Origin of the sequence: Plantactinospora veratri (assembly GCF_036421995.1) — a bacterium.
Taxonomy (GTDB): domain Bacteria; phylum Actinomycetota; class Actinomycetes; order Mycobacteriales; family Micromonosporaceae; genus Plantactinospora; species Plantactinospora veratri.
This window is the reverse complement of record NZ_JAZGQL010000005.1, coordinates 353,957-373,633: the sequence shown is the minus strand read 5'-3', so window position 1 is coordinate 373,633 and position 19,677 is coordinate 353,957. Positions and strand designations below refer to the sequence as shown.

The following is a 19,677-nucleotide window of genomic DNA, read 5'->3' as shown; positions in this document are numbered from 1 at the left end:
GGCGGGCCGGACGTGGGCGGCGCGGAGGTCGGCGGTGCCGACGCGGGCGGTGCCGACGACGCGGCCGGGGCCGGGGGTGGGAGTGGGGCCGTGGGCGCCTGCGGGTAGGCGGTGACCGGGTAGGGCTGGTGGGGCGCGGCTGGAGGGCGGTACTGGGTGTCCTCCGGCCCGTACGACGGGTAAGACATGGGATCCTCCGCAGTTTGATCAGCAGACGTGGAAGGTTGCGCAGGCGGTCTGGATCGGAATGGCGAGCCCGATGCCCTCCGCGTCCCGGGCCTTCGCGTCCGCGATCCCCACGACCTCCCTGAGCGTGTTGACGACGGGGCCCCCGGAGTTGCCGGGGTTGACGGGCGCATCGAACTGGATCATCGACCCGGGTCCGTCGGTGCGGTCACGAACCGCGCTGACCACGCCGGTCGTGACGGTGTGGCTGAGGCCGAGCGGCGCACCGACGACCAGGACGTTCTCGCCGGGATCCGGATCCTCGCCGGCAGCGGGCAGGCCGGTGAACACGGTGTCGACCCTCAGCAGGGCGATGTCCCGGGACTGATCGACGTCAGCGATCAGGGCGGTGTACCGCTTGCCGTCCCGCTCGAGCCTCACCGATTTGCCGTTCCGCGACCAGACCGCTTCGATCACGTGGAAGGCGGTCAACACGTTGGTGCGGCCGGTCGCGCTGGCCTTCCCGACGGCGAACGCGCTGCCGGTGAAATCGTCCGCGATCACCTGGAAGACGCTGGGCAACACGGCGGCCGCGACTCCCTGCGGGTCGAAGGCCTTCTGGTTCTGCTTCTCGATCGCGGCGAGCCGCCCGTCCAAACTGTCCAGTCGCTGGTCGGTCCCGTCCGCCGCATCCCCCGCGTCGCGTTGCGCCCTGGCCACGTCGCTCCGCAACTGGTCGATCTGTCCCGCCTGCACGACGACAGTTGCCGTGAGCGCGATCAGGAGGGCGGTCGCTCCCACCGCGCCGGCCCAGCGCAGCCCGCTCGCCCAACGGAACCGCTCCGACGGCCGGGGCGGAACCGGGGCGGCCGGGTACGGCACTCCTCCCACCATGGCACCCCCATTTGGTTACACACCGCTTTGCCTGCGTCATGCAGCGTATCGATCGTGGTGGGTGGGTGGTGGTGGTTGTTCGACCCCCACCGGTACCCGAAACGTGGCATCGCGGCGCTACCGTGAGCCCTGTGCCGGGCGCGGTCGAACAGAGGCTTCTTCGTCAGGGGCTCAGCTACGCACTCGGTCTTCGCATCGTCGTGACCGGTCTGTCCGGTGCGGCCTACCTCGCGCTCGCTCCGGTGCCTGAGCGGGCGGTTGCCGTGGCGGTGGTGGTCGCCTTCAACGGCTGGAGCCTCTGCTACGCCGCCGCCATGCTGCGGGGCTCTCGGTCGGTCCGGCGCTGGCTGCCGCTCGCCGACGTCGCGGCGGTCTGCGGAGCCTGCCTGACGCAGTCCTGGACCGTCACCTCCGACCCGCGCGGAGGTGCGACATGGCTCTTCGTCGCCGTGAACCTGGTCGTCGTCACCTACCCCTGGCAGGTCGACTGGCGGCTGCTCGCCGGGGGCACGCTCACGATCGTGACCGCCTACTACGTCGGCGCGACGATGGCCGATCCGGGCGGCTGGCTGGTCGACGCGTCGATCGGGCCATGGACGGCCGCGGAGGCAGCGCTCTCGTGGGGGCTCTACCGATTCGTCCGGCGTGGTGCCCGCGCCGCGGACCGGACGATCGCACGTGCCGCGGAGCTGCGGCACGCCGCCGCGATCGCGGCGGCGCGGCGGCGCGACGAGCGGGAGTACCTCGCGGCACTGCACGACACCGCGGCCGCCACGCTGTTGATGGTGGGCAGCGGTGTGGTCGACCGGACCGAGCCGTGGCTCGTCGAGCAGGCACGCCGCGACCTGCGGGAACTACAGCGCTCCGAGGATGTGCTCCACGGCGAGGCAGACCTGGTCCCGATGCTGCACGAGGTCGCCGACAACGCTCTGGCGCACATCGCCTGGCAGACTCCCGATTCCCTGCCACTGCCGGCCGCGGACGCCGTCGCGCTCAGCCGCGGCGTGCGCGAGGCGTTGACCAACGTCGTCAGGCACGCGGGAACTGACCGGGCCGAGATCCGGGTGGAGTACGACACCGAGCAGGTCACCGTGCAGATCATCGACAGCGGCCTCGGCTTCGACCCGACCCGCGTCGGTAGCCAGCGGTACGGGCTGACCCGATCGCTGGTGGAACGGATGATCAGGATCGGCGGTGCGGCGCGCATCCAGAGCCGTACCGGGCACGGCACCACCGTCACCCTCAGCTGTCCCCGTACCGTCCCCGAGGTCAGCGGCAACGACCAGGAGATCATCGCCACCTCGTTCCAGCGCGGGCTGCGCTGGGCCGTCGTCGTCATGAGCCTGGCGATCCTCCTGTTTCTCGATCTGCCGCGACTGCTGTCCAGCCGCGAGGCGTACGCCGTGCTCTGGCCCCAGATCGTCACCTGGGCCGGCCTGGTCGCGGTGACCCTGGCCGTGGCAGTCGCCACCTGGCGCGACCGCCCGCTCGCCCGGTGGCGCCCGCCACTGCTCGTGTTGGTCTTCGCGCTCTCCGCCCTGGCGACCGCGTCGGTGCGGCCGGAGTACCTGCTCGGCGCCGCGCACTGGTCGGAGGGGGACGCGGGCTGGCAGGTCGTACTGCTCATGATGGACACCCGGATTCCCGCCTTCGTCGCTGTGCTCGCCGCCCATTACCTCATGACGTTCGGGCAGGCCGCCGTCGCCGGCCAGGCTGCCCTGAGTGTCGCCGGCGCGGTCAGCGCGACCTGGGCCGTGCTCGCCTTCCAGCTCGCGATCGCGATGATCGCCGCCGTTCTGCGGGGGATGGCGACCTCGTCCGCCCAGGCGCTGCGGGCCGCCGAACGGGTGCGGACCTCGGAGGCGGTGGCCCGGCACCTGCACGCGGACCGGACCAGCAGGCTCTCCGGGCTGGGGGCCGGCACCGTACCCCTGCTGGCGGGCCTGGCCTCCGGCGAGCTGGATCCGGGCGACGAGTCCGTGCGCAGGATGTGCGCGGCCGAGGCCGCCCGGATGCGCCGGCTGATCGCCGCCGAGGACACCGCCGCCGACTCGTTGGCGCACGAGCTACGGGCCTGCATCGAGCTGGCCGAGCGCAACGGCGTCGCGGTCTCCTTCGCGGAGTGCGGCGACCGCCCCGAACTGCCACCACTGGTCTGCCAGCGACTCATCGAGCCGGCCATAGCCGCCCTCGCCACCGCTCGCGGCAAGGCCCGGCTCACGGTCGCCAGCACCCGCGAGTCGGTGACCGTCAGCGTCGTCGCCACCTGCCCGCCCCCGCCACCGATGCTCGACGGCGGCGGGGTCCGGCAGTCCATCACGGTCGTCGGAGATCGCCTGTGGATTCAGGCCGCCTGGCAGGGAGAACGATGATCACTGCGGTAGTCGTCGACGACCACCCCGTCGTCATCGCCGGGGTGCGCGCCTGGTGTGCCCTGGCTGAACCGCCCATCGACGTCGTCGCCGCCGGTCCGACCGTCTCCGTCGCCTGGCTCGACCCGGGTGACAGGGCCGACGTCGTCGTCCTGGACCTCCAGCTCGACATCACCGGCCCCGCATATGGTGACCTCAAGAGACTCGTCGACGCGGGTCGCCAGGTCGTCGTCTACAGCATGCGGAGCGACCGCGACAGCGTCCTCGCCGCCCTCGACATCGGCGCCTTCACCTATCTCACCAAGGCCGAGGGCGATGAGCACCTGGTGGCCGCCATCACGGCCGCCGCGGCCGGGACCCCGTACACCCCACCCGCCCTTGCCGGTGCCTTCGGCACCGACGAGCGTCCCCACCGCCCACGGCTCTCTCCCCGCGAGCAGCAGGTGCTGATCGAGTGGTTCCACTCCGAGTCGAAGGAGATGGTCGCCCGCCGCCTCAACCTCACCGTCCATCGGGTCAACTCCTGCCTCGAACGGGTACGCATCAAGTACGCCAACCTCGGCCGCGAGGCACCGACGAAGGCCGCCCTCGTCGCCCGGGCACTACAGGACGGCCTGATCACCACCGACGAGCTCTGACCCGAACGTGATCGGCCCCGTCGTCCGACGAAGCCGGCGGCGGCACCTCGGGGGTGAAGGGTCGAGGCTCCCGGCGGAGGCTCGGAGCCGGTCAGGGAGAATGGCGGGGTGAGTTCTCCCCGCGAGATCGTCCTGCTCGGTTCGACCGGCTCGATCGGTACCCAGGCGATCGACATTGTCCGGCGCAACCCGGACCGCTTCCGGGTGGTCGCGCTCGGCGCCGGTGGCGGCAACGTCGCCCAGCTCGCCGCCCAGGCGCTGGAACTCGGGGTGGAGGCGGTCGGGGTCGCCAAGGCCTCCGCCGCGCAGGACCTGCAACTCGCCTTCTACGCCGAGGCCGGCAAGCGCGGCTGGGCCAGCGGCGACTTCAAGCTTCCCAAGATCGTCGCCGGTCCGGCCGCGATGACCGAGCTGGCCGAGTGGCCGTGTGACATCGTGCTCAACGGCGTCGTCGGCTCGCTGGGGCTGGCGCCCACCCTGGCGGCGCTGCGCGCCGGGCGCACCCTCGCGCTGGCCAACAAGGAGTCGCTGGTGGCCGGGGGGCCGGTGGTCCGCGCCGCCCTCCAGCGACCGGACCAGATCGTGCCGGTCGACTCCGAGCACTCGGCGCTGGCCCAGTGCCTGCGCGGCGGCGGCCGGGCCGAGGTGCGCCGGCTGATCCTCACCGCCAGCGGCGGCCCGTTCCGGGGCCGGGCACGGGACGAGCTGACCGCCGTCACCCCCGAGCAGGCGCTCGCGCACCCCACCTGGAACATGGGACCGGTCGTCACGATCAACTGCGCCAACCTGGTGAACAAGGCGCTGGAGGTTATCGAGACCCACGAGCTGTTCGGCGTGCCGTACGACCGGATCGACGTGGTGGTGCACCCCCAGTCGATCATCCACTCGATGGTCGAGTTCGTCGACGGCTCGACGCTGGCCCAGGCCAGCCCGCCGGACATGCGGCTGCCGATCGCGCTCGCCCTCGGCTGGCCGGACCGGGTCGCCGGGGCCGCCCCGGCGGTCGACTGGACGGCGGCGCAGAGCTGGCTCTTCGAGCCGCTGGACGAGGCGGCGTTCCCGGCGGTACGCCTGGCGAAGCAGGCCGGTGCGGCCGGCCGCTGCCGCCCGGCGATCTACAACGCGGCGAACGAGGAGTGCGTCGCCGCCTTCCTCGCCGGCCGGTTACCGTTCCTCGGCATCGTCGACACGCTGGAGCGGGTGTTGGAGGCGGCCCCGGATTTTGCCGAACCGGGTAACGTCGAGGAGGTGCTCGCCGCCGAGTCCTGGGCGCGGGCGCACGCCCAGGAGATCATCGCGGAAGCGGTGGAAGGAGCCTGATGCTGTATCTGCTCGGGGTGGTGGCGTTCGCCCTGGGGATCCTGATCTCGGTGAGCCTGCACGAGGCCGGGCACATGCTCGTGGCCAAGCGGTTCGGGATGAAGGTCACCCGCTACTTCGTCGGCTTCGGCCCCACCGTCTGGTCTTTCCGACGCGGTGAGACCGAGTACGGCCTCAAGGCGATCCCGCTGGGCGGCTTCTGCAAGATCGTCGGCATGACGCCGCAGGACGACGACGTCGACCCGGCGGACGAGCCCCGGGTGATGTGGCGGTACCCGCTCTGGAAGCGGACCGCGGTGATGGCCGCCGGCTCGGTGGCGCACTTCACTCTCGCCATCGTCACCCTCTGGTTCGCCGCCATCTTCATGGGACTGCCCAACCCCGACTACCCGACCAGCACCGCCGAGATCCGCAACGAGCCGGCCCGGATCGAGCTTGCGCCCTGCGTGGTCCAGGAGAACGCGGCCCGGGCCTGCCAGCCCGGCGACCCGGCGAGCCCGGCGGCCCAGGCCAGCCTGCGCGACGGCGACGTGATCACCGGCATCGGCACCATCCCGGTGGCCAACTGGGGCCAGATGCTGGACGCCATCCGGGCGACCAAGCCCGGCCCCGTCGAGGTGACCTACCTGCGGGACGGCGCGACCCAGACCGCCCAGGTCAACCTGGCCGAGGTGCAGCGCCCGCCGCAGGACCAGGCGGACGGCCCGGTGGGCCCGGTCGCGGCCCTCGGTGTCGGACTCGGCACCCCGCCGACGATCACCTACAGCCCGATCGGTGCCTTCGGCGCCACCGCCGACTTCACCGGCGACATGGCGGTCAACACCGTCAAGGCGCTCCAGCGGATCCCGCAGAAGGTCCCGGCCCTCTGGGCGTCGATCACCGGTGAGGAGCGGGACATCGACACCCCGATCAGCGTGGTCGGGGCTAGCCGGCTCGGCGGCGAGGCGGTCCAGCACGGACTCTGGGAGGTCTTCGTCCTCCTCTTCATCTCGCTGAACTTCTTCATCGGCGTCTTCAACCTGCTCCCGCTGCTGCCGATGGACGGCGGGCACATCGCCATCGCCTGGTTCGAACGGGTCCGGTCCTGGCTCTTCGCCCGGCTCGGCAAGCCCGACCCCGGGCGGGTCGACTACTTCAAGCTGATGCCCGTAACGTACGCTTTGATCCTGATCGGCGGCGCGTTCACGCTGCTCACCATCACCGCCGACGTGGTCAATCCGATAACCCTGATCCAGAGGTGAAGACAGAGTGACCGCCGTCAGCCTCGGCATGCCCGCCGTACCGCCGCCACCGCTGGCGACCCGGCGTGCCAGCCGGCAGATCAAGGTCGGTTCGGTGCTGGTCGGCGGCGGCGCACCGGTCTCGGTGCAGTCGATGACCACCACGCTGACCGCCGACGTCAACTCGACGCTCCAGCAGATCGCCGAGCTGACCGCCTCCGGCTGCCAGATCGTCCGGGTGGCGGTGCCGTCCCAGGACGACGTGGAGGCGCTGCCGGCGATCGCCAAGAAGTCGCAGATCCCGGTGATCGCCGACATCCACTTCCAGCCGAAGTACGTCTTCGCGGCGATCGACGCCGGCTGCGCGGCGGTCCGGGTGAACCCGGGCAACATCCGGCAGTTCGACGACAAGGTCAAGGAGATCGCGGCGGCGGCCTCGGCGGCCGGGATCCCGATCCGGATCGGGGTCAACGCCGGCTCGCTGGACAAGCGCCTGCTGGCCAAGTACGGCAAGGCCACCGCCGAGGCGCTGGTCGAGTCGGCGCTCTGGGAGTGCTCGCTCTTCGAGGAGCACGGCTTCCAGGACATCAAGATCTCGGTCAAGCACAACGACCCGGTGGTGATGATCCGGGCGTACCGGCAGTTGGCCGAGCGGTGCGACTATCCGCTGCACCTCGGGGTGACCGAGGCGGGTCCGGCGTTCCAGGGCACCGTCAAGTCGGCGGTCGCCTTCGGGGCGCTGCTCGCGGAGGGGATCGGCGACACCATCCGGGTCTCGCTCTCCGCGCCGCCGGTCGAGGAGATCAAGGTCGGCGCCGCCATCCTGGAGTCGCTGGGGCTGCGCGAGCGCGGCCTGGAGATCGTCTCGTGTCCGTCCTGCGGCCGGGCCCAGGTCGACGTCTACAAGCTGGCCGAGGAGGTCACCGCCGGCCTGGAAGGGCTGCCGGTGCCGTTGCGGGTGGCGGTGATGGGCTGTGTGGTCAACGGTCCCGGTGAGGCGCGGGAAGCGGATCTCGGGGTGGCCTCCGGCAACGGCAAGGGGCAGATCTTCGTCAAGGGCCAGGTCATCAAGACGGTGCCCGAGGGTCAGATCGTGGAGACCCTGATCGAGGAGGCCGTCCGGCTCGCCGACGAGATGGGTGCCGAACTGCCCGAGGAACTGCGCGACCTGGTCGCCAAGCCCATCGTGACGGTGCACTGACCGTCGATGAGCCCGTCGTGACGGTGCACTGACCGTCGATGAGCCCGTCGTGACGGTGCGCTGACCGTCGCGCTCGGCCGGGCGCGGCGTAGCACCGCCGGCCCGGCCGAGCGTCGGCTTACTCTGCCGACTCCGAATCCGACTCGGCGAGGATCGCGTAGAGCTTGCGCCGGGTCTCGTCGAGCACCTGCGCGGCCCGTTCGCGCTGGTCGTCGGTGCCGGTCATCATCACCTGGCGCAGCGCGTTCATCGCCTGGAAGCCGGCTTCCCGGATGTCGTGCCAACTGTTGATGGTGTCCTGGGCGAACTCGGCCCACGGCGGCTGCGCGGCCGCCTGGGTGGCCTCCGCCTGCCCGGCCTCGGTGAGCCCGAAGCGGCGTCGGCCGCCGCTCGACTCGGTGCTGGCCGCGATCAGGCCCTCGTCCTCCAGCAGTTGCAGGGTCGGGTAGATCGACCCCGGGCTCGGCCGCCAGGCGCCGCCGGTACGCGAGTCCAGCTCCTGGATCATCTCGTAGCCGTGCATCGGCCGCTCGGTCAGCAGGGCGAGTACGGCGGCACGGACGTTCGGCCGCCGTCCCCGGCCACCGCCGCGTCCCCGGCCGCCACCCCGGCCATGGCCGTGGCCGCCACCGTGACCGTAGCCGCCGGGCGGGAAGCCGAAGCCGCGCATCCGGGCCTCGTGCATCGCGTGGAACCCTCGGTGAAAACCCACGTGGGCCTCCTTGAGACTGTCGTTGATAGCTCAACGATATATCGGGAAACTATCGACGACAACACGTCCGCAGATCCGAACGATTCCTCCGGGAGACCCGGATCACACTGCCGGCGCCGGCCCAGGGGCCGACGCCGGCAGGAGTACCGCTACGGACGACGGGCGGTCAGGACGCCGTACAGGTGGGTGTGGGCAGGCTGTTGGTGCCGTTCCAGGTGCCGAGGAACCCGAAGGTGGTGCTCGCCCCGGCCCCGAGCGCCCCGTTGTGCGCGGCGTTGGTCGCGGTCACCGCCGTACCGCTGCTGGTCACGGTCGCCTCCCAGGACTGGCTGACCGTCTGCCCGTTGGCGTACGTCCAGTTGACCCGCCAGCCGGTGATCGCGGCCGAACCGGCGGTGACCCGTACGCTGGCCTGGAAGCCGCCGGTCCACTGGCCGGTGACGCTGTAGGCAGCCGTACACGTCCGGCCGGTGGCCGGCGGGGTGGTGGCCGGCGGGGTCGGCGGCCTGGTGGTCGGCGGAGTGGTCGGGTTGGTCCCGCCCGATCCCCAGCCGCCGGTGGTGTCCAGCCACGCCGCCCGCTGGAACATCCAGTCCCGCATGAACTGCACCTGTCCCTGCCAGGTCGGCGAGGTCGGCGTGATGAACGGGCCGACCATCCGGGTGCTGAGGTTCGGCCAGCGTTGGAAGTTCCGCTGCGCGGCGGCGGTCAGCGGGGCGGTCAACCGGTCGATCCGGGCCTGGAGCTGGGCGTTGGACAGCACCCCCTGGCGGAGCTGCTGCCAGCGGACCTTGACCCGGTTGACGAAGGCCGGATCCTGGAGCAGCCGCTGGAACCAGTCGTTCGCGCTCGGGGTACGGGTCTGCTGGTGCTGCCAGCCGGCGATCTGGTCGTTCTGGAAGAAGCCGCCCACCCCGAAGGTCAGGTCGAAGTCCCAGAGCGGACCGGCGACGATCTTGCTGTCCCGGTCCTTGTGGAAGTACGCGCTCCGCAGGTAGGCGTCCATCCCCCGGCCGAACTCGTTGATGATGAGCTGGTCGACGAAGGAGTCGACGTCGATGAAGGACGAATAGCCGGTCACCGGATCGGCGAACCCGGGACTGCGCATCAGATCGTGGAACTGCTGGATGTGCTGGCGCAGCCACTCAGCCTGCGCGGGTTGCAGCGGATCGGGGTCGACCACCTCCAGGTAGTGCCAGCAGGTCGCGTCCGCACCCTGGCAGGGCAGGGTCGGCTCCTCCGCCGCCATCCACTCGAACTTGAAGATGTATCCGCCGGTCAGCTTCGGCAGCGTGACGTCGTCCTCGTCGAGCTGCTTCAGGTCGAGCCGGTTCTTCGAGTTCTTGATGGTCTCGACGATCAGGTAGACCCCGAGGTAGTCGTTCGCGGCGACCGGGTTCGCGTCGGTGTTCACGTACACCTCGGCGAAGGCGTAGCGCGGGGCGTACAGGCCCATGTCCTGGCCCAGGCCGTGCATGAAGGCGTCCCGGATCAGCGCCTTGTCGCTGTACGGGCCGCGCAGCACCCAGTCGGAGTCGGCCGGCATGCCAAGCAGCGGCAGGTCGGCGTCGTCGTCGGCGTTGTCCCGCAACTCCAGCCGGTACGGCGTCTTCGGGAACATCGCGCTGGACTGTCCGCGCAGGTGGAAGCCGCCCCGGCTGACCAGGCTGGGTGCGGCGGAGAGCGAGGTCGTCCCGTTCACCGGGGAGAACTGCATGACGGCGGTGTCGATGTAGTCCCGCCCCGGTGCGCCCCGCCCGTACGCGTCGAGCAGCAGCACCGGCAGGTCGTGCGCGGTGTTCACCGCGCGGGCGACGTACATGGCGGTGCCGGGCGCACCGGTCGGGGCGCCGTTCAGGTACGCCTGGGCCCGCACCTGGGTGGTACGGGTGAACCGCAGTGCGGTGCCGGAGTAGACCGGCGAACTGGCACTGGGCGGTTGGCCGTCGGTGGTGTACCGAACCTCCGCCCCGCTCACCGTGCTGCCCAGGGTGACCGTGACCTCGCCCTGGAAGGTGCCGCTCGGCACCGAGAACGTGATGTCGCCTGTCGGGTCCGCCTGAGCCTCCGCCGCCGCGTCGGTACTGCTGTCCGCCGGTCCGGCGGCGGCCCCGCCGCCGCTCTGCGTCGCCGCGTCGTGCGCGACCGACACCGGACGGTCGGAGCCGTCACCCCGATCCGGAGCGGGTCCTGCCGCCGGGCCCATCGCCGCGGCGACCAGGACCCCCGCCAGGTAGTAACTGAGTGTGCGCATCTTCCCTACTCCGTTCCAGAGCTGTTCGCGGGACGGACCGCACTCGCCACGAGGCTGAGGCCGGACCGGTCGACGTCGAGGTGAGACCGGTGGCCGTCGGTGGCCCCGATGAAGGTGAAGTGGCGGCGCAGGGTGCGGCGCCAGGGTGCGGACGGCAGGTCCGGCCGGAGCGCGGCCAGCCCGGTGGCGTACTTGGAGATCCGCGCCGGCCGGTGGCCCCGGGCCCAGAGCAGCCGGTCCACGCAGGACGCGGTCGACCCCGTCTTGGTCTCCACCACCGCGAGTCCCGGCAACCGGAGCGGCCCGTCGTCGCTCTCCCAGGTCAGCTCGGTGTCGATGGTCACCCGGCTCACCGTGGCGGCCAGGAAGAGGGTGCTGCGCCGGTACCTGGTGACGAGGACGGGGGCGAAGACTCCGTCGCCGACCTCGATGGACTCCCTCGCGAGTACGCCGTCCACGAACTGCCGGCCGGGGGAGAGGGTCGTCTCGTGGTCCGCCCGGTACGGCAGCCGGTCCTTCACGGTGTTGCCCCGGGGACCCTGCGTCTTGACCTCCAGCCAGCACTCCGCCGAGTCGAGATAGGTCCGGGTGCGCACCTTGAACCGGCGACGCCGACGCTGGGCGGTGAGCAGATAGCTGGTCAGTTCCGGGGTGTCGAAGTAGACCGACCGGTACTCGAAGGAGCGGCGTCCGTCGATCTCCAGGGCCATGGTGTCCGGACCCACCTGCGCGACGACGGCCCGCGCCTCGCTGACCGGCAGCACGTACTTGCGGTCCACCCGGGTCTGCAACGCGGCGCGTTCGGTGAGTTCGTCCAGCCCGATCGGTTCCAGGTGCGCGGGCAGGGCGCAGTCGACGGCGGTGCTGGTCATCGGGGCACCCCACCGGTGGAGACCGTGACGTTGCGGACCGCCCGCTGCACCGACGGGTGCGAGTAGCGCACGTCGACCAGGGTGGTGTCGTTGACCAGGTCGAGACGCTGGACGCTGGCCGAGTGCACCCGGGCGCCGAGCTTCTGTTCGAGGTAGGCGACCAGTGCGACGTGGTCGGTGAAGGCCGAGTCGAGGAACATGCTCTGCCGCTGGTAGCTGCGGAACAGCCGGGGATGGTCGCCGACGAACATCACCACCAGGATCAGGGTCATCATGGCCGGTACCTGCCAGGCCGGACCGCCGCCGAGGGCGGAGAGGATGCCGAGGGCCAGCGCCGAGAAGTAGTACGCCACCTCGTGCTGGTCGAGCTCGGTGGAACGGAGCCGGATGATGGAGAGCACCCCGAAGAGCGCCAGACCGAGACCCAGGCCGGTGCCGGCGCTGCTGGTGCCGAGCGAACTCGCCACCGCCATCACCCCGATGTTGACGCCGAGGTACGCGGCGACCAGGTCTCGGCGCCGGTGGCGTGGAAAGTAGAGCCCGAACACGAGCAGGGTCACTGCGACGATATCCGCCGCAAAGAGGGCGAGTTGGGGCATGGGTCCTGTCCTCCTGGTTACATCCGGTGGCCGGTGGGTAAACGGACGCCGACTACCAGATTACATTGAAGGACATCGATCCTGAGTCATGCCTGTCGCTAACAGCTTGTAACAGGTTTTATTTACGGCTGCCAATCTTATGCGGGTGCTGTCGATCGGCCGGGGGGGGTTGGGTGGGGTGGGGGGGGGGGGGGGGGGGGGGGCCCGCGGGGGGGGGGGGCGCCCCCCCCCCCCCCCCCGCGGCTGTGGCACACCGGCCGGTATGCCACCTCGGGCGGTTCAGCCCCGGGTCACACCGAACCGAAAACCGCCAGGCCCGGCAGCGCCCGGTCGCCGTAGTCGAAGAGCGCCTGGTTCTCCCAGCCGTTGCCTGAGGAGGGGTTGGTCGGATCCCAGCCGTTGCCGGGCACCGCCGTCCAGGTGGGCTCCCAGTAGAAGACGCCCAGGCCCCGACCGTTCGGCACCGACCGGACGACGTTGAAGACCGCCCGCAGCGCGTCGGCCTGGCCCTGCGGGGTGGCCGGGTACCCGCCGGCGGACTGCAACGAGGAGTTGAAGATGTTCGGCTCGCTGTCGTCGGCGTTCAGGGTGAAGCCGTACGCGGTCTCGGCGACCACCACCGGCCGGCCGTACCGGGAGGCGAGGTCGTTCAGGTTCGCCTGGAGACTGCCCAGCGAGCCGTGCCAGTAGAGGTAGTGCGACACCCCGATCACGTCGAACGGCACGCCCCGGGAGGTGGCCTGGTCGAACCACCACCGGTGCTGCGAGTTGTTGCCGCCCTCGGCCAGGTGCAGCATCACCTGGGTCGAGCTGTTCACCGCCTTCACCGCGTTGCTGCCGGCGGTGAGCAGGGTGGCCAGGTTCGCCCAGTTGTTGCTGCGCCCGTCCGGCCAGAGCATGCCGTCGTTGATCTCGTTGCCGACCTGCACCATGTCGGCCGTCGTACCCTGCGCCTTGAGGGCGTTCAGCACGTCGTACGTGTGGTTGTAGACCGCGTCCCGGAGCTGGTTGAAGTTGTAGCCGCTCCAGGCGGCGGGCTTGTTCTGCTTGCCCGGGTCGGCCCAGCTGTCCGAGTAGTGGAAGTCGACCAGCAGCCGCATCCCCTGCGCCTTGATCCGGCTGGCCATGGTCAGCACCCGGGCCTTGTTGTTGTAGCCGTCGGCCGGGTTGACCCAGACCTTCAGCCGGGCGTAGTTGACCCCGCCCGCGGTGAGCAGTTGCAACGGGTCCCGCTGGGTGCCGGCCGCGTCCCGGTAGACGCCGCCCCGGTCCTGGCTCTTGAGCAGGGTGGAGATGTCGACACCGCGGATCGGGACGGCCGCGCCCGGATTGGTGCCGCCGCCGGTGAACTCGACGTCGTCGACGTTGATCCAGTTACCGGCCTGGGCGTCGGAGACCACCGCGACCGTGCACTGCCCACCGGTCACCTGGGCGGTCACCGACACCTGGGTCCAGCTCGACGCGGTCGGGATGCTGGCCCGCTGCTCGGCGCCACCGCAGCCGCGCAGCGCCAGGTACGCGGCGACCTGGCCGCCGCCGGAGCGGACCCAGGCCCGCAACGTGTACGCCCCGGCGGCCAGCCCGGTGAGCTGCTGGTAGGTCTCCACCCGGTAGGCGCCGGAGGCCCAGTGCGACAGGCGGTAGTTGCCGGACCGCCCGCCGGCCTCGGTGAAGCTGGCACTCTGCTGTCCCGAGCTGGACGACTCGGACCAGCCCGTCGGGCTCTGGCTGGCGCCGGAGGACTCGAAGCCCGGGTTGGTGACGGTGGCGGCGGCGCGGACCGCACTCGGTGCGGGGCCGGCGACCAGGCCGGCGGCGAGCAGTACGGCGCCGAGAGCGGCGGCGGCCGTACGGAGCGGATGGGACGGACCGCTCATGGGGGTTCCTTCCGTCGAGGGGGATGGGTGGCCGGCGTACCCGCGCTGGTACGCCGGCCAGCCAGGTCGGCCGTCGTCCCCTCCTCCGGCACGCCGGCCCACCTGGAGCTATCGGGCGGCGCCGCCGAGTACCCGCAGTCCGGGCAGGGCCCGTCCGGAGTAGTCGAAGAGCGCCTGGTTCTCCCAGCCGTCCCCGGAGGTCGGGTCGGCCGGATCCCAGCCGGCCCCGTCGACCGCGGTCCAGGTCGGTTCCCAGTAGAAGATCCCGAGCGCACCGGGTACGGCGGAGACGGTGGTGACCATGTCGCGGATCGCCTCGGCCTGACCCGCCGGGGTGGCCGGATAGCCGGCGACCTGTTGCAGCGAGGCGTTGAAGATGTTGGCCTCGTGGTCCTGCTCGGCCAGCGTGAAGCCGTACCCGGTCTCCACCACCATCACCGGCTTGCCGTACCGGGCGGTCAGGTCGAGGAGGTTGGCCTGGAGCGAGCCGAGCGGGCCGTGCCAGTACGTGTAGTGCGAGACGGCGATGAGGTCGAACGGCACGCCCCGGCTGACCGCGTTGTCGAACCACCACCGGTGGCCGCCGTTGTCGCCGCCCTCGGCCAGGTGCAGCGCGACCCTGCTGCGCGGCGAGGCGTCGGTGACCGCGGTACTGGCGGCGGTGAGCAGCGCGGCCAGCCCGTCCCAGTTGTCCCAACGCCCGTCCGGCCAGAGCATCCCGCCGTTGATCTCGTTGCCGACCTGCACCATGTCGGCCGGGGTGCCCTGCCGGCGCAGGCTCGCCACCACGTCGTAGGTGTGGTCGTAGAGCGCCTGCCGGAGCTGGTCGAAGGGGAGTTCGGCCCAGGCGGCCGGCTTGAACTGCTTGCCCGGGTCGGCCCAGGTGTCGGAGTAGTGGAAGTCGACCAGCAGGCCCATGCCGAGCGCTTTGGCCCGGCGCGCCTTGGCCAGTACGTCCGCCTTGTCGCTGAAGCCGTCGGCCGGGTCGACCCAGACCTTCACCCGGGCGTAGTTGACGCCGTTGTCGGCGAGGATGCGCAGCGCGTCGCCGGGCCGTCCGCCGCGGTCGCGGTAGACCGCGCCGTGGTGCTCGTTCTTGGTCAGGTGCGAGACGTCGGCTCCGGCGATCCGCAGCGCGGGGGCGCCGGCCGGCCGGGTGGCCGGGCGCAGCGTGAGGTCGTCGAAGTGTGCCCAGTCCCCGGCGTTGCCGTCCGAGACCAACTCGACGGTGCAGTGCCCGGAGCCGACCCTCGTGGTCAGCGCGACCTCGACCCACCACTGCGGGCCGGTCCGGGGCAGTTCGACCCGTCGGGTCGGCCCACCGCAGCCGCTGAGCGCCACGTACGCGTCCCGCTGGCCGCCGCTGGCGCGTACCGCCACCCGCAGGGTGTGGTCGCCGGGGCGCAGCCCGGTGAGTCGCTGGACGGTCGCCACCCGGTACGGGTGGTCGGCCGAGTGGGTGAGCCGGTTCCCGCCGGACCGGCCGCCCGGCTCGACGTAGCTGGCGGACCGCTGACCGCGCTCGGACCAGCCGGCGGGTGAGCCGTCCGGGCCGGCGGTCTCGAAACCGGGGTTCCGCAGGTCGGCGGCCAAGCCCCCGGCGGTCACGGTGCCGGTCGACACCGGGATCCCGCCGTCGGTCCCGGCGACCGCCGGCGTCGGCTGGGCCACGACGACGGCGGCGACCAGCGCGACGGCCCCGGACCCGAGTCTTCTCTGCTGCATCGACAAACGCTCCTCGGTGGACTCGTGCAAGGCGCCCGGGCGGAGCCGCCAGGGCACCAACCTCGCCCACCGGCAGCGGATCTGGGAGCGCTCACAACTCGAATCGGACCGGTGCTAGCTGCGATAACGCTTGAGCCAGGCGTTTGGTGAGCGAATGGTGCTGTGAGCGCTCACAGAACCATCCGCGTCCGACGATGTCAAGAGGTCCCCGCCGTTCGGCGCCGTCACCCGGGTCGGGGCCCGCTTCGGCCGGTCAGGTGGTGCGCAGCACCCGTACGCCGCCGGCCGGCAGCCGGAGCACGCCATCGTGGACGGTGCCGTCGACCAGGTCGGTGCCGGTGGCCGGCAGCTCCGCGTCCCGGTCGGCGTGGTTGACCGCGATCAGGAACCGGCTGCCGTCCGCACCCGCCCGCCGGACCAGCTCGACCCCGTCCGGCACCCCGTCCGGCGGGACCAGGCCCGCGTCCCGGTACGCCGCCCGGAGCACCGGGCCCAGCCCGGCCGCGTCCAGCCGGGTGGAGACGTACCAGGCGTGGCCGGCACCGAGGGAGTGCCGGGTGACGGCGGGACCACCCGCGGCCGGGCCGTCCAGATAGCGCAGCACCGGCTCCGCCCCGTGCGGCACCACCGCCTCGGCCCAGACGTCCCCGGTCAGCGGGGCGCCCCCGGCCCCGGGACCGTCCCCGGTGGCCGGACCGAGGCGCAGCGTCTCGCCGGAGCGCAGCGGCAGGAACTCCTCGACGGTCAGGCCGAGCAGGTCCCGCAGCGCCCCCGGATAACCCCCCGGATGTACGGCGTCGTCGGCGTCCGCGATCCCGGAGAAGTACGAGACCAGCAGCGTGCCGCCCCCGGCGACGTACCGGCGCAGGTTCTCGGCGGCGGCCGGGGTGGTCAGGTACAGGCTCGGCACCACGACCAGCCGGTAGTCGTCCAGCGGCCGTTCCGGATGGGCGAAGTCGACGGTGAGCCGGTCCCGCCAGAGTCGTTCGTAGTACGCCGCCATCCGCTCCCGGTAGTCGAGGTCGACCGAGGGGCGCCAGTCCAGCTCGACGGCCCACCAGGACTCCCAGTCCCAGAGCACCGCGACGTCGGCGACCACCCGGGTCCCGCGCAGCGGTTCGAGGGCGGGCAGCTCGGCGCCGAGCGCCACCACCTCGCGCCAGATCCGGGTCTCGGTGCCGCCGTGCGGCAGCATCGCGGAGTGGAACTTCTCCGCACCGAACCGGGCGGCCCGCCACTGGAAGAAGAGCACCGACTCGGCGCCCCGGGCCAGGTGGATCAGGCTGTTGCGGCGCAGCTCGCCGGGGCGTTTGGCGATGTTGCGCGGCTGCCAGTTCACCGCCGAGGTGGAGTGTTCCATCAGCAGCCAGGGCCGGCCCCGGGCCACCGCCCGGGTCAGGTCGGCGCACATCGCCAGCTCGATGTGGTTGTCCGGCTCCTCGGCCCGCAGGTAGTGGTCGTTGGAGACCACGTCCACCTCGTCGGCCCAGCGCCAGTAGTCGATGGTCTTGCAGTTGGCCAGCATGAAGTTGGTGGTCACCGGTACGCCGGGGCAGAGGCGGTGCAGGATGTCCCGTTCCCGGCGGAAGTTGGCCAGGTGCGCGTCGGAGGAGAAGCGCAGGAAGTCGAGCTGCTGGGCCGGGTTGACCGCGGTGGGCGCGGCGAGCGGCGGCTCGATCTCGGCCCAGTCGCCGTACCGCTGGCCCCAGAAGGTGGTGCCCCAGGCGTCGTTGAGGCGGGTCAGGTCGCCGTACCGGTCGCGCAGCCAGTCCCGGAACGAGGCCGCCGAGGTGGCGCAGTAGCAGAGTGCGTTGACCCCGCCGTACTCGTTGTGCGAGTGCCACAGCACCAGCGCCGGGTGCTCGGCGTAGCGCCGGGCCAGCGCCTCGGTGATCCGGGCGCTCGCCTGGGCGTACGCGGGTGAGCTGGGGCAGAAGGACTGCCGCGCTCCGCCGCCCAGCGGTACGCCGTGCCGGTCGACCAACCGGGCCTCCGGGTGGCGCCGGCGGAACCAGGCCGGGGGTACGGCGGTAGGGGTGGCCAGGTCGACGGCGATCCCGCCGGCGTGCAGCCGGTCGAGGAGCCGGTCGAGCCAGCCGAAGTCGAAGCTGCCCTCGGCGGGCTCCAGCAGAGCCCAGGAGAAGATCCCGACGCTGACCAGGTTCACCCCGGCGGTACGCATCAGCTCGACGTCCTCGACCCAGACGTGCTCCGGCCACTGCTCGGGGTTGTAGTCGCCGCCGTACGCCAGCCGGTCGAGCCGGGGCAGCGGCCCGGCCTGTGCGTTCGTCGCGGTTACCACCAGATGCGGGGTCTGACTCATGCGGGATCTCCGAACTGTGCGCGCTCCCAACGGTAGTGCGCATGATTGCACACGGATCTACAAGGAGAACAAGCCTTAATGAGTCCCTTGACATGATCGATCGCGGGTTCAAGACTGTGAGCGCTCCCAGTTGTTTCTGTCCGATCAACAGCAGATGACACAGCGAAAACTGTGAGGTTGAGATGACCCGTTCGCTCGGCGCGAAGGTCCTGGCGTTGGTGCTCGGCGCCAGTCTCCTCGCCGCCTGCACCTCGAACTCGGACGACGAACCGGAGGCCAGCGGGCCGGTCGAGCTTTCCTTCTGGTCCTGGGCTCCCAAGATCGAGACGCTCGTCGACCGGTGGAACGCCGACAACCCGGACATCAAGGTGACGCTGAGCCGGCAGGCCGGGGGCGCGGACATCATCACCAAGCTGCTCACCGCGGCCAAGGCGGGCAACCCGCCGGACCTGGCCCAGGTGGAATACCAGGCCCTGCCGACGCTGGTCAGCAACGACGTGCTCGCCGACATCGCCGAGCAGGCCAAACCGCTGAAGGACAGGTTCGCCGAGGGCACCTGGCAGCAGGTCACCCTCGGCACCGACGCCGTCTACGCGATCCCGCAGGACGCCGCGCCGATGATGCTCTACTACCGCACCGACCTGTTCCGGCAGTTCGGCCTGACCGTGCCGAAGACCTGGGAGGAGTTCGCCCAGACCGCGCGTACGCTGCGGAGCAAGAGCAGCAAACACCACCTGACCACGTTCTCCGCCACCGACCCCGGATGGTTTGCCGGCCTCGCCCAGCAGGCCGGAGCCTCCTGGTGGGGGATCGACGGCGAGTCCTGGCGGGTCACCGTCAACGACGCGGCGACGAAGAAGGTCGCGGACTACTGGAGCGGCCTGGTCGCCGAGGGTGTCGTCGACGGCAGGCCGATGTACACCCCGGAGTGGAACAAGTCGCTCAACGACGGCACCCTGCTGGCCTGGCCGGGAGCGGTCTGGGGACCCGGCGTGCTGAGCGGCAACGCGCCGGACACCAAGGGCAAGTGGGCGATGGCCCCGCTGCCACAGTGGAGTGCCGGCGAGAACAAGACCGGCAACTGGGGCGGCTCCTCCACCGGGGTGACCGCCGCGTCGAAGCACAAGGCGGCGGCGGTCAAGTTCGCGAGCTGGCTGAACACCGACCCGGCCGCCACCACCCTGCTGGTCCGGGAGTGCGCGGTCTACCCGGCGGCCCGGGACGCCCAGGCCGGCCCGGCCCTGGCCCAACCGCCGGACTTCTTCGCCGGACAGGCCGACTTCTACCCGGTGGCCAAGCAGATCGCCGAGACCGCCGCCGGGGTCACCTGGGGGCCGAACGTGAACGTCACCTACCAGACCTACCAGGACGAGTTCGCCAAGGCGATCACGGCGCGGGCACCGTTCAGCACCGCCGTCGAGGCGATGCAGGCGGCGACGGTGGCCGACATGCGCAAGAACGGCTTCACCGTCGCCGGCTGACCGGAGGGCACCGGCTCGTTCGTC

General features: G+C 71.3%; 14 protein-coding genes. 6 read left to right on the top strand and 8 right to left on the bottom strand.

Annotated elements, in window-relative coordinates; all coding sequences use genetic code 11:
• Window positions 1-207: 207 nt before the first annotated feature.
• A complete protein-coding gene (locus V1634_RS07855; protein WP_331207073.1) occupies window positions 208-966 on the bottom strand; it encodes a S1C family serine protease in 759 nt (252 codons plus the stop codon).
• A gap of 293 nt (window positions 967-1,259) precedes the next feature.
• On the opposite strand from V1634_RS07855, the gene V1634_RS07850 reads away from it, so the two are divergent.
• The 5 genes from V1634_RS07850 to ispG all read left to right on the top strand — a co-directional run bounded on the left by V1634_RS07850 (window position 1,260) and on the right by ispG (window position 7,810).
• On the top strand, window positions 1,260-3,431 hold the full coding sequence (locus V1634_RS07850; RefSeq protein WP_331207072.1) for a sensor histidine kinase: 2,172 nt from the start codon (window positions 1,260-1,262) through the stop codon (window positions 3,429-3,431).
• Window positions 3,428-4,069 carry a response regulator gene (locus V1634_RS07845; protein WP_331207071.1) on the top strand — a complete coding sequence of 214 codons (642 nt, stop codon included), beginning with the start codon at window positions 3,428-3,430 and terminating at the stop codon, window positions 4,067-4,069. Before V1634_RS07850 ends, V1634_RS07845 begins: the two co-directional genes overlap by 4 nt.
• Window positions 4,070-4,177: 108 nt before the next feature.
• Window positions 4,178-5,389, top strand: coding sequence for a 1-deoxy-D-xylulose-5-phosphate reductoisomerase (gene dxr / locus V1634_RS07840; RefSeq protein WP_331207070.1), 1,212 nt, complete (start codon window positions 4,178-4,180; stop codon window positions 5,387-5,389).
• Window positions 5,389-6,630: a M50 family metallopeptidase gene (locus V1634_RS07835; protein WP_331207069.1), complete on the top strand. Its 1,242-nt coding sequence runs from the start codon at window positions 5,389-5,391 to the stop codon at window positions 6,628-6,630. The genes dxr and V1634_RS07835 overlap by 1 nt, the downstream gene beginning before the upstream one ends.
• 7 nt (window positions 6,631-6,637) lie before the next feature.
• Window positions 6,638-7,810, top strand: a complete 1,173-nt coding sequence (ispG, locus tag V1634_RS07830; protein WP_331207068.1) for a flavodoxin-dependent (E)-4-hydroxy-3-methylbut-2-enyl-diphosphate synthase — start codon at window positions 6,638-6,640, stop codon at window positions 7,808-7,810.
• Between the two features lie 118 nt (window positions 7,811-7,928).
• Here the strand turns inward: ispG and V1634_RS07825 are convergent, their stop codons facing one another.
• The 7 genes from V1634_RS07825 to V1634_RS07795 all read right to left on the bottom strand — a co-directional run bounded on the left by V1634_RS07825 (window position 7,929) and on the right by V1634_RS07795 (window position 18,172).
• On the bottom strand, window positions 7,929-8,522 hold the full coding sequence (locus V1634_RS07825) for a PadR family transcriptional regulator (RefSeq protein ID WP_331207067.1): 594 nt from the start codon (window positions 8,520-8,522) through the stop codon (window positions 7,929-7,931).
• Between the two features lie 166 nt (window positions 8,523-8,688).
• Complete coding sequence (locus V1634_RS07820) at window positions 8,689-10,776, bottom strand: CotH kinase family protein (RefSeq protein WP_331207066.1); 2,088 nt, start codon at window positions 10,774-10,776, stop codon at window positions 8,689-8,691.
• A 5-nt stretch (window positions 10,777-10,781) separates the two neighbouring features.
• Complete coding sequence (locus V1634_RS07815) at window positions 10,782-11,648, bottom strand: polyphosphate polymerase domain-containing protein (protein WP_331207065.1); 867 nt, start codon at window positions 11,646-11,648, stop codon at window positions 10,782-10,784.
• Window positions 11,645-12,208: a DUF4956 domain-containing protein gene (locus V1634_RS07810; protein ID WP_331207064.1), complete on the bottom strand. Its 564-nt coding sequence runs from the start codon at window positions 12,206-12,208 to the stop codon at window positions 11,645-11,647. The genes V1634_RS07815 and V1634_RS07810 overlap by 4 nt, the downstream gene beginning before the upstream one ends.
• Before the next feature lie 329 nt (window positions 12,209-12,537).
• Complete coding sequence (locus V1634_RS07805; RefSeq protein WP_331207063.1) at window positions 12,538-14,124, bottom strand: glycoside hydrolase family 53 protein; 1,587 nt, start codon at window positions 14,122-14,124, stop codon at window positions 12,538-12,540.
• Between the two features lie 108 nt (window positions 14,125-14,232).
• On the bottom strand, window positions 14,233-15,849 hold the full coding sequence (locus V1634_RS07800) for a glycoside hydrolase family 53 protein (RefSeq protein ID WP_331207062.1): 1,617 nt from the start codon (window positions 15,847-15,849) through the stop codon (window positions 14,233-14,235).
• 253 nt (window positions 15,850-16,102) lie between these two features.
• On the bottom strand, window positions 16,103-18,172 hold the full coding sequence (locus tag V1634_RS07795; protein WP_331207061.1) for a beta-galactosidase: 2,070 nt from the start codon (window positions 18,170-18,172) through the stop codon (window positions 16,103-16,105).
• Window positions 18,173-18,354: 182 nt separating this feature from the next.
• On the opposite strand from V1634_RS07795, the gene V1634_RS07790 reads away from it, so the two are divergent.
• Window positions 18,355-19,653, top strand: a complete 1,299-nt coding sequence (locus V1634_RS07790) for an ABC transporter substrate-binding protein (RefSeq protein ID WP_331207060.1) — start codon at window positions 18,355-18,357, stop codon at window positions 19,651-19,653.
• Window positions 19,654-19,677 lie beyond the last annotated feature (24 nt).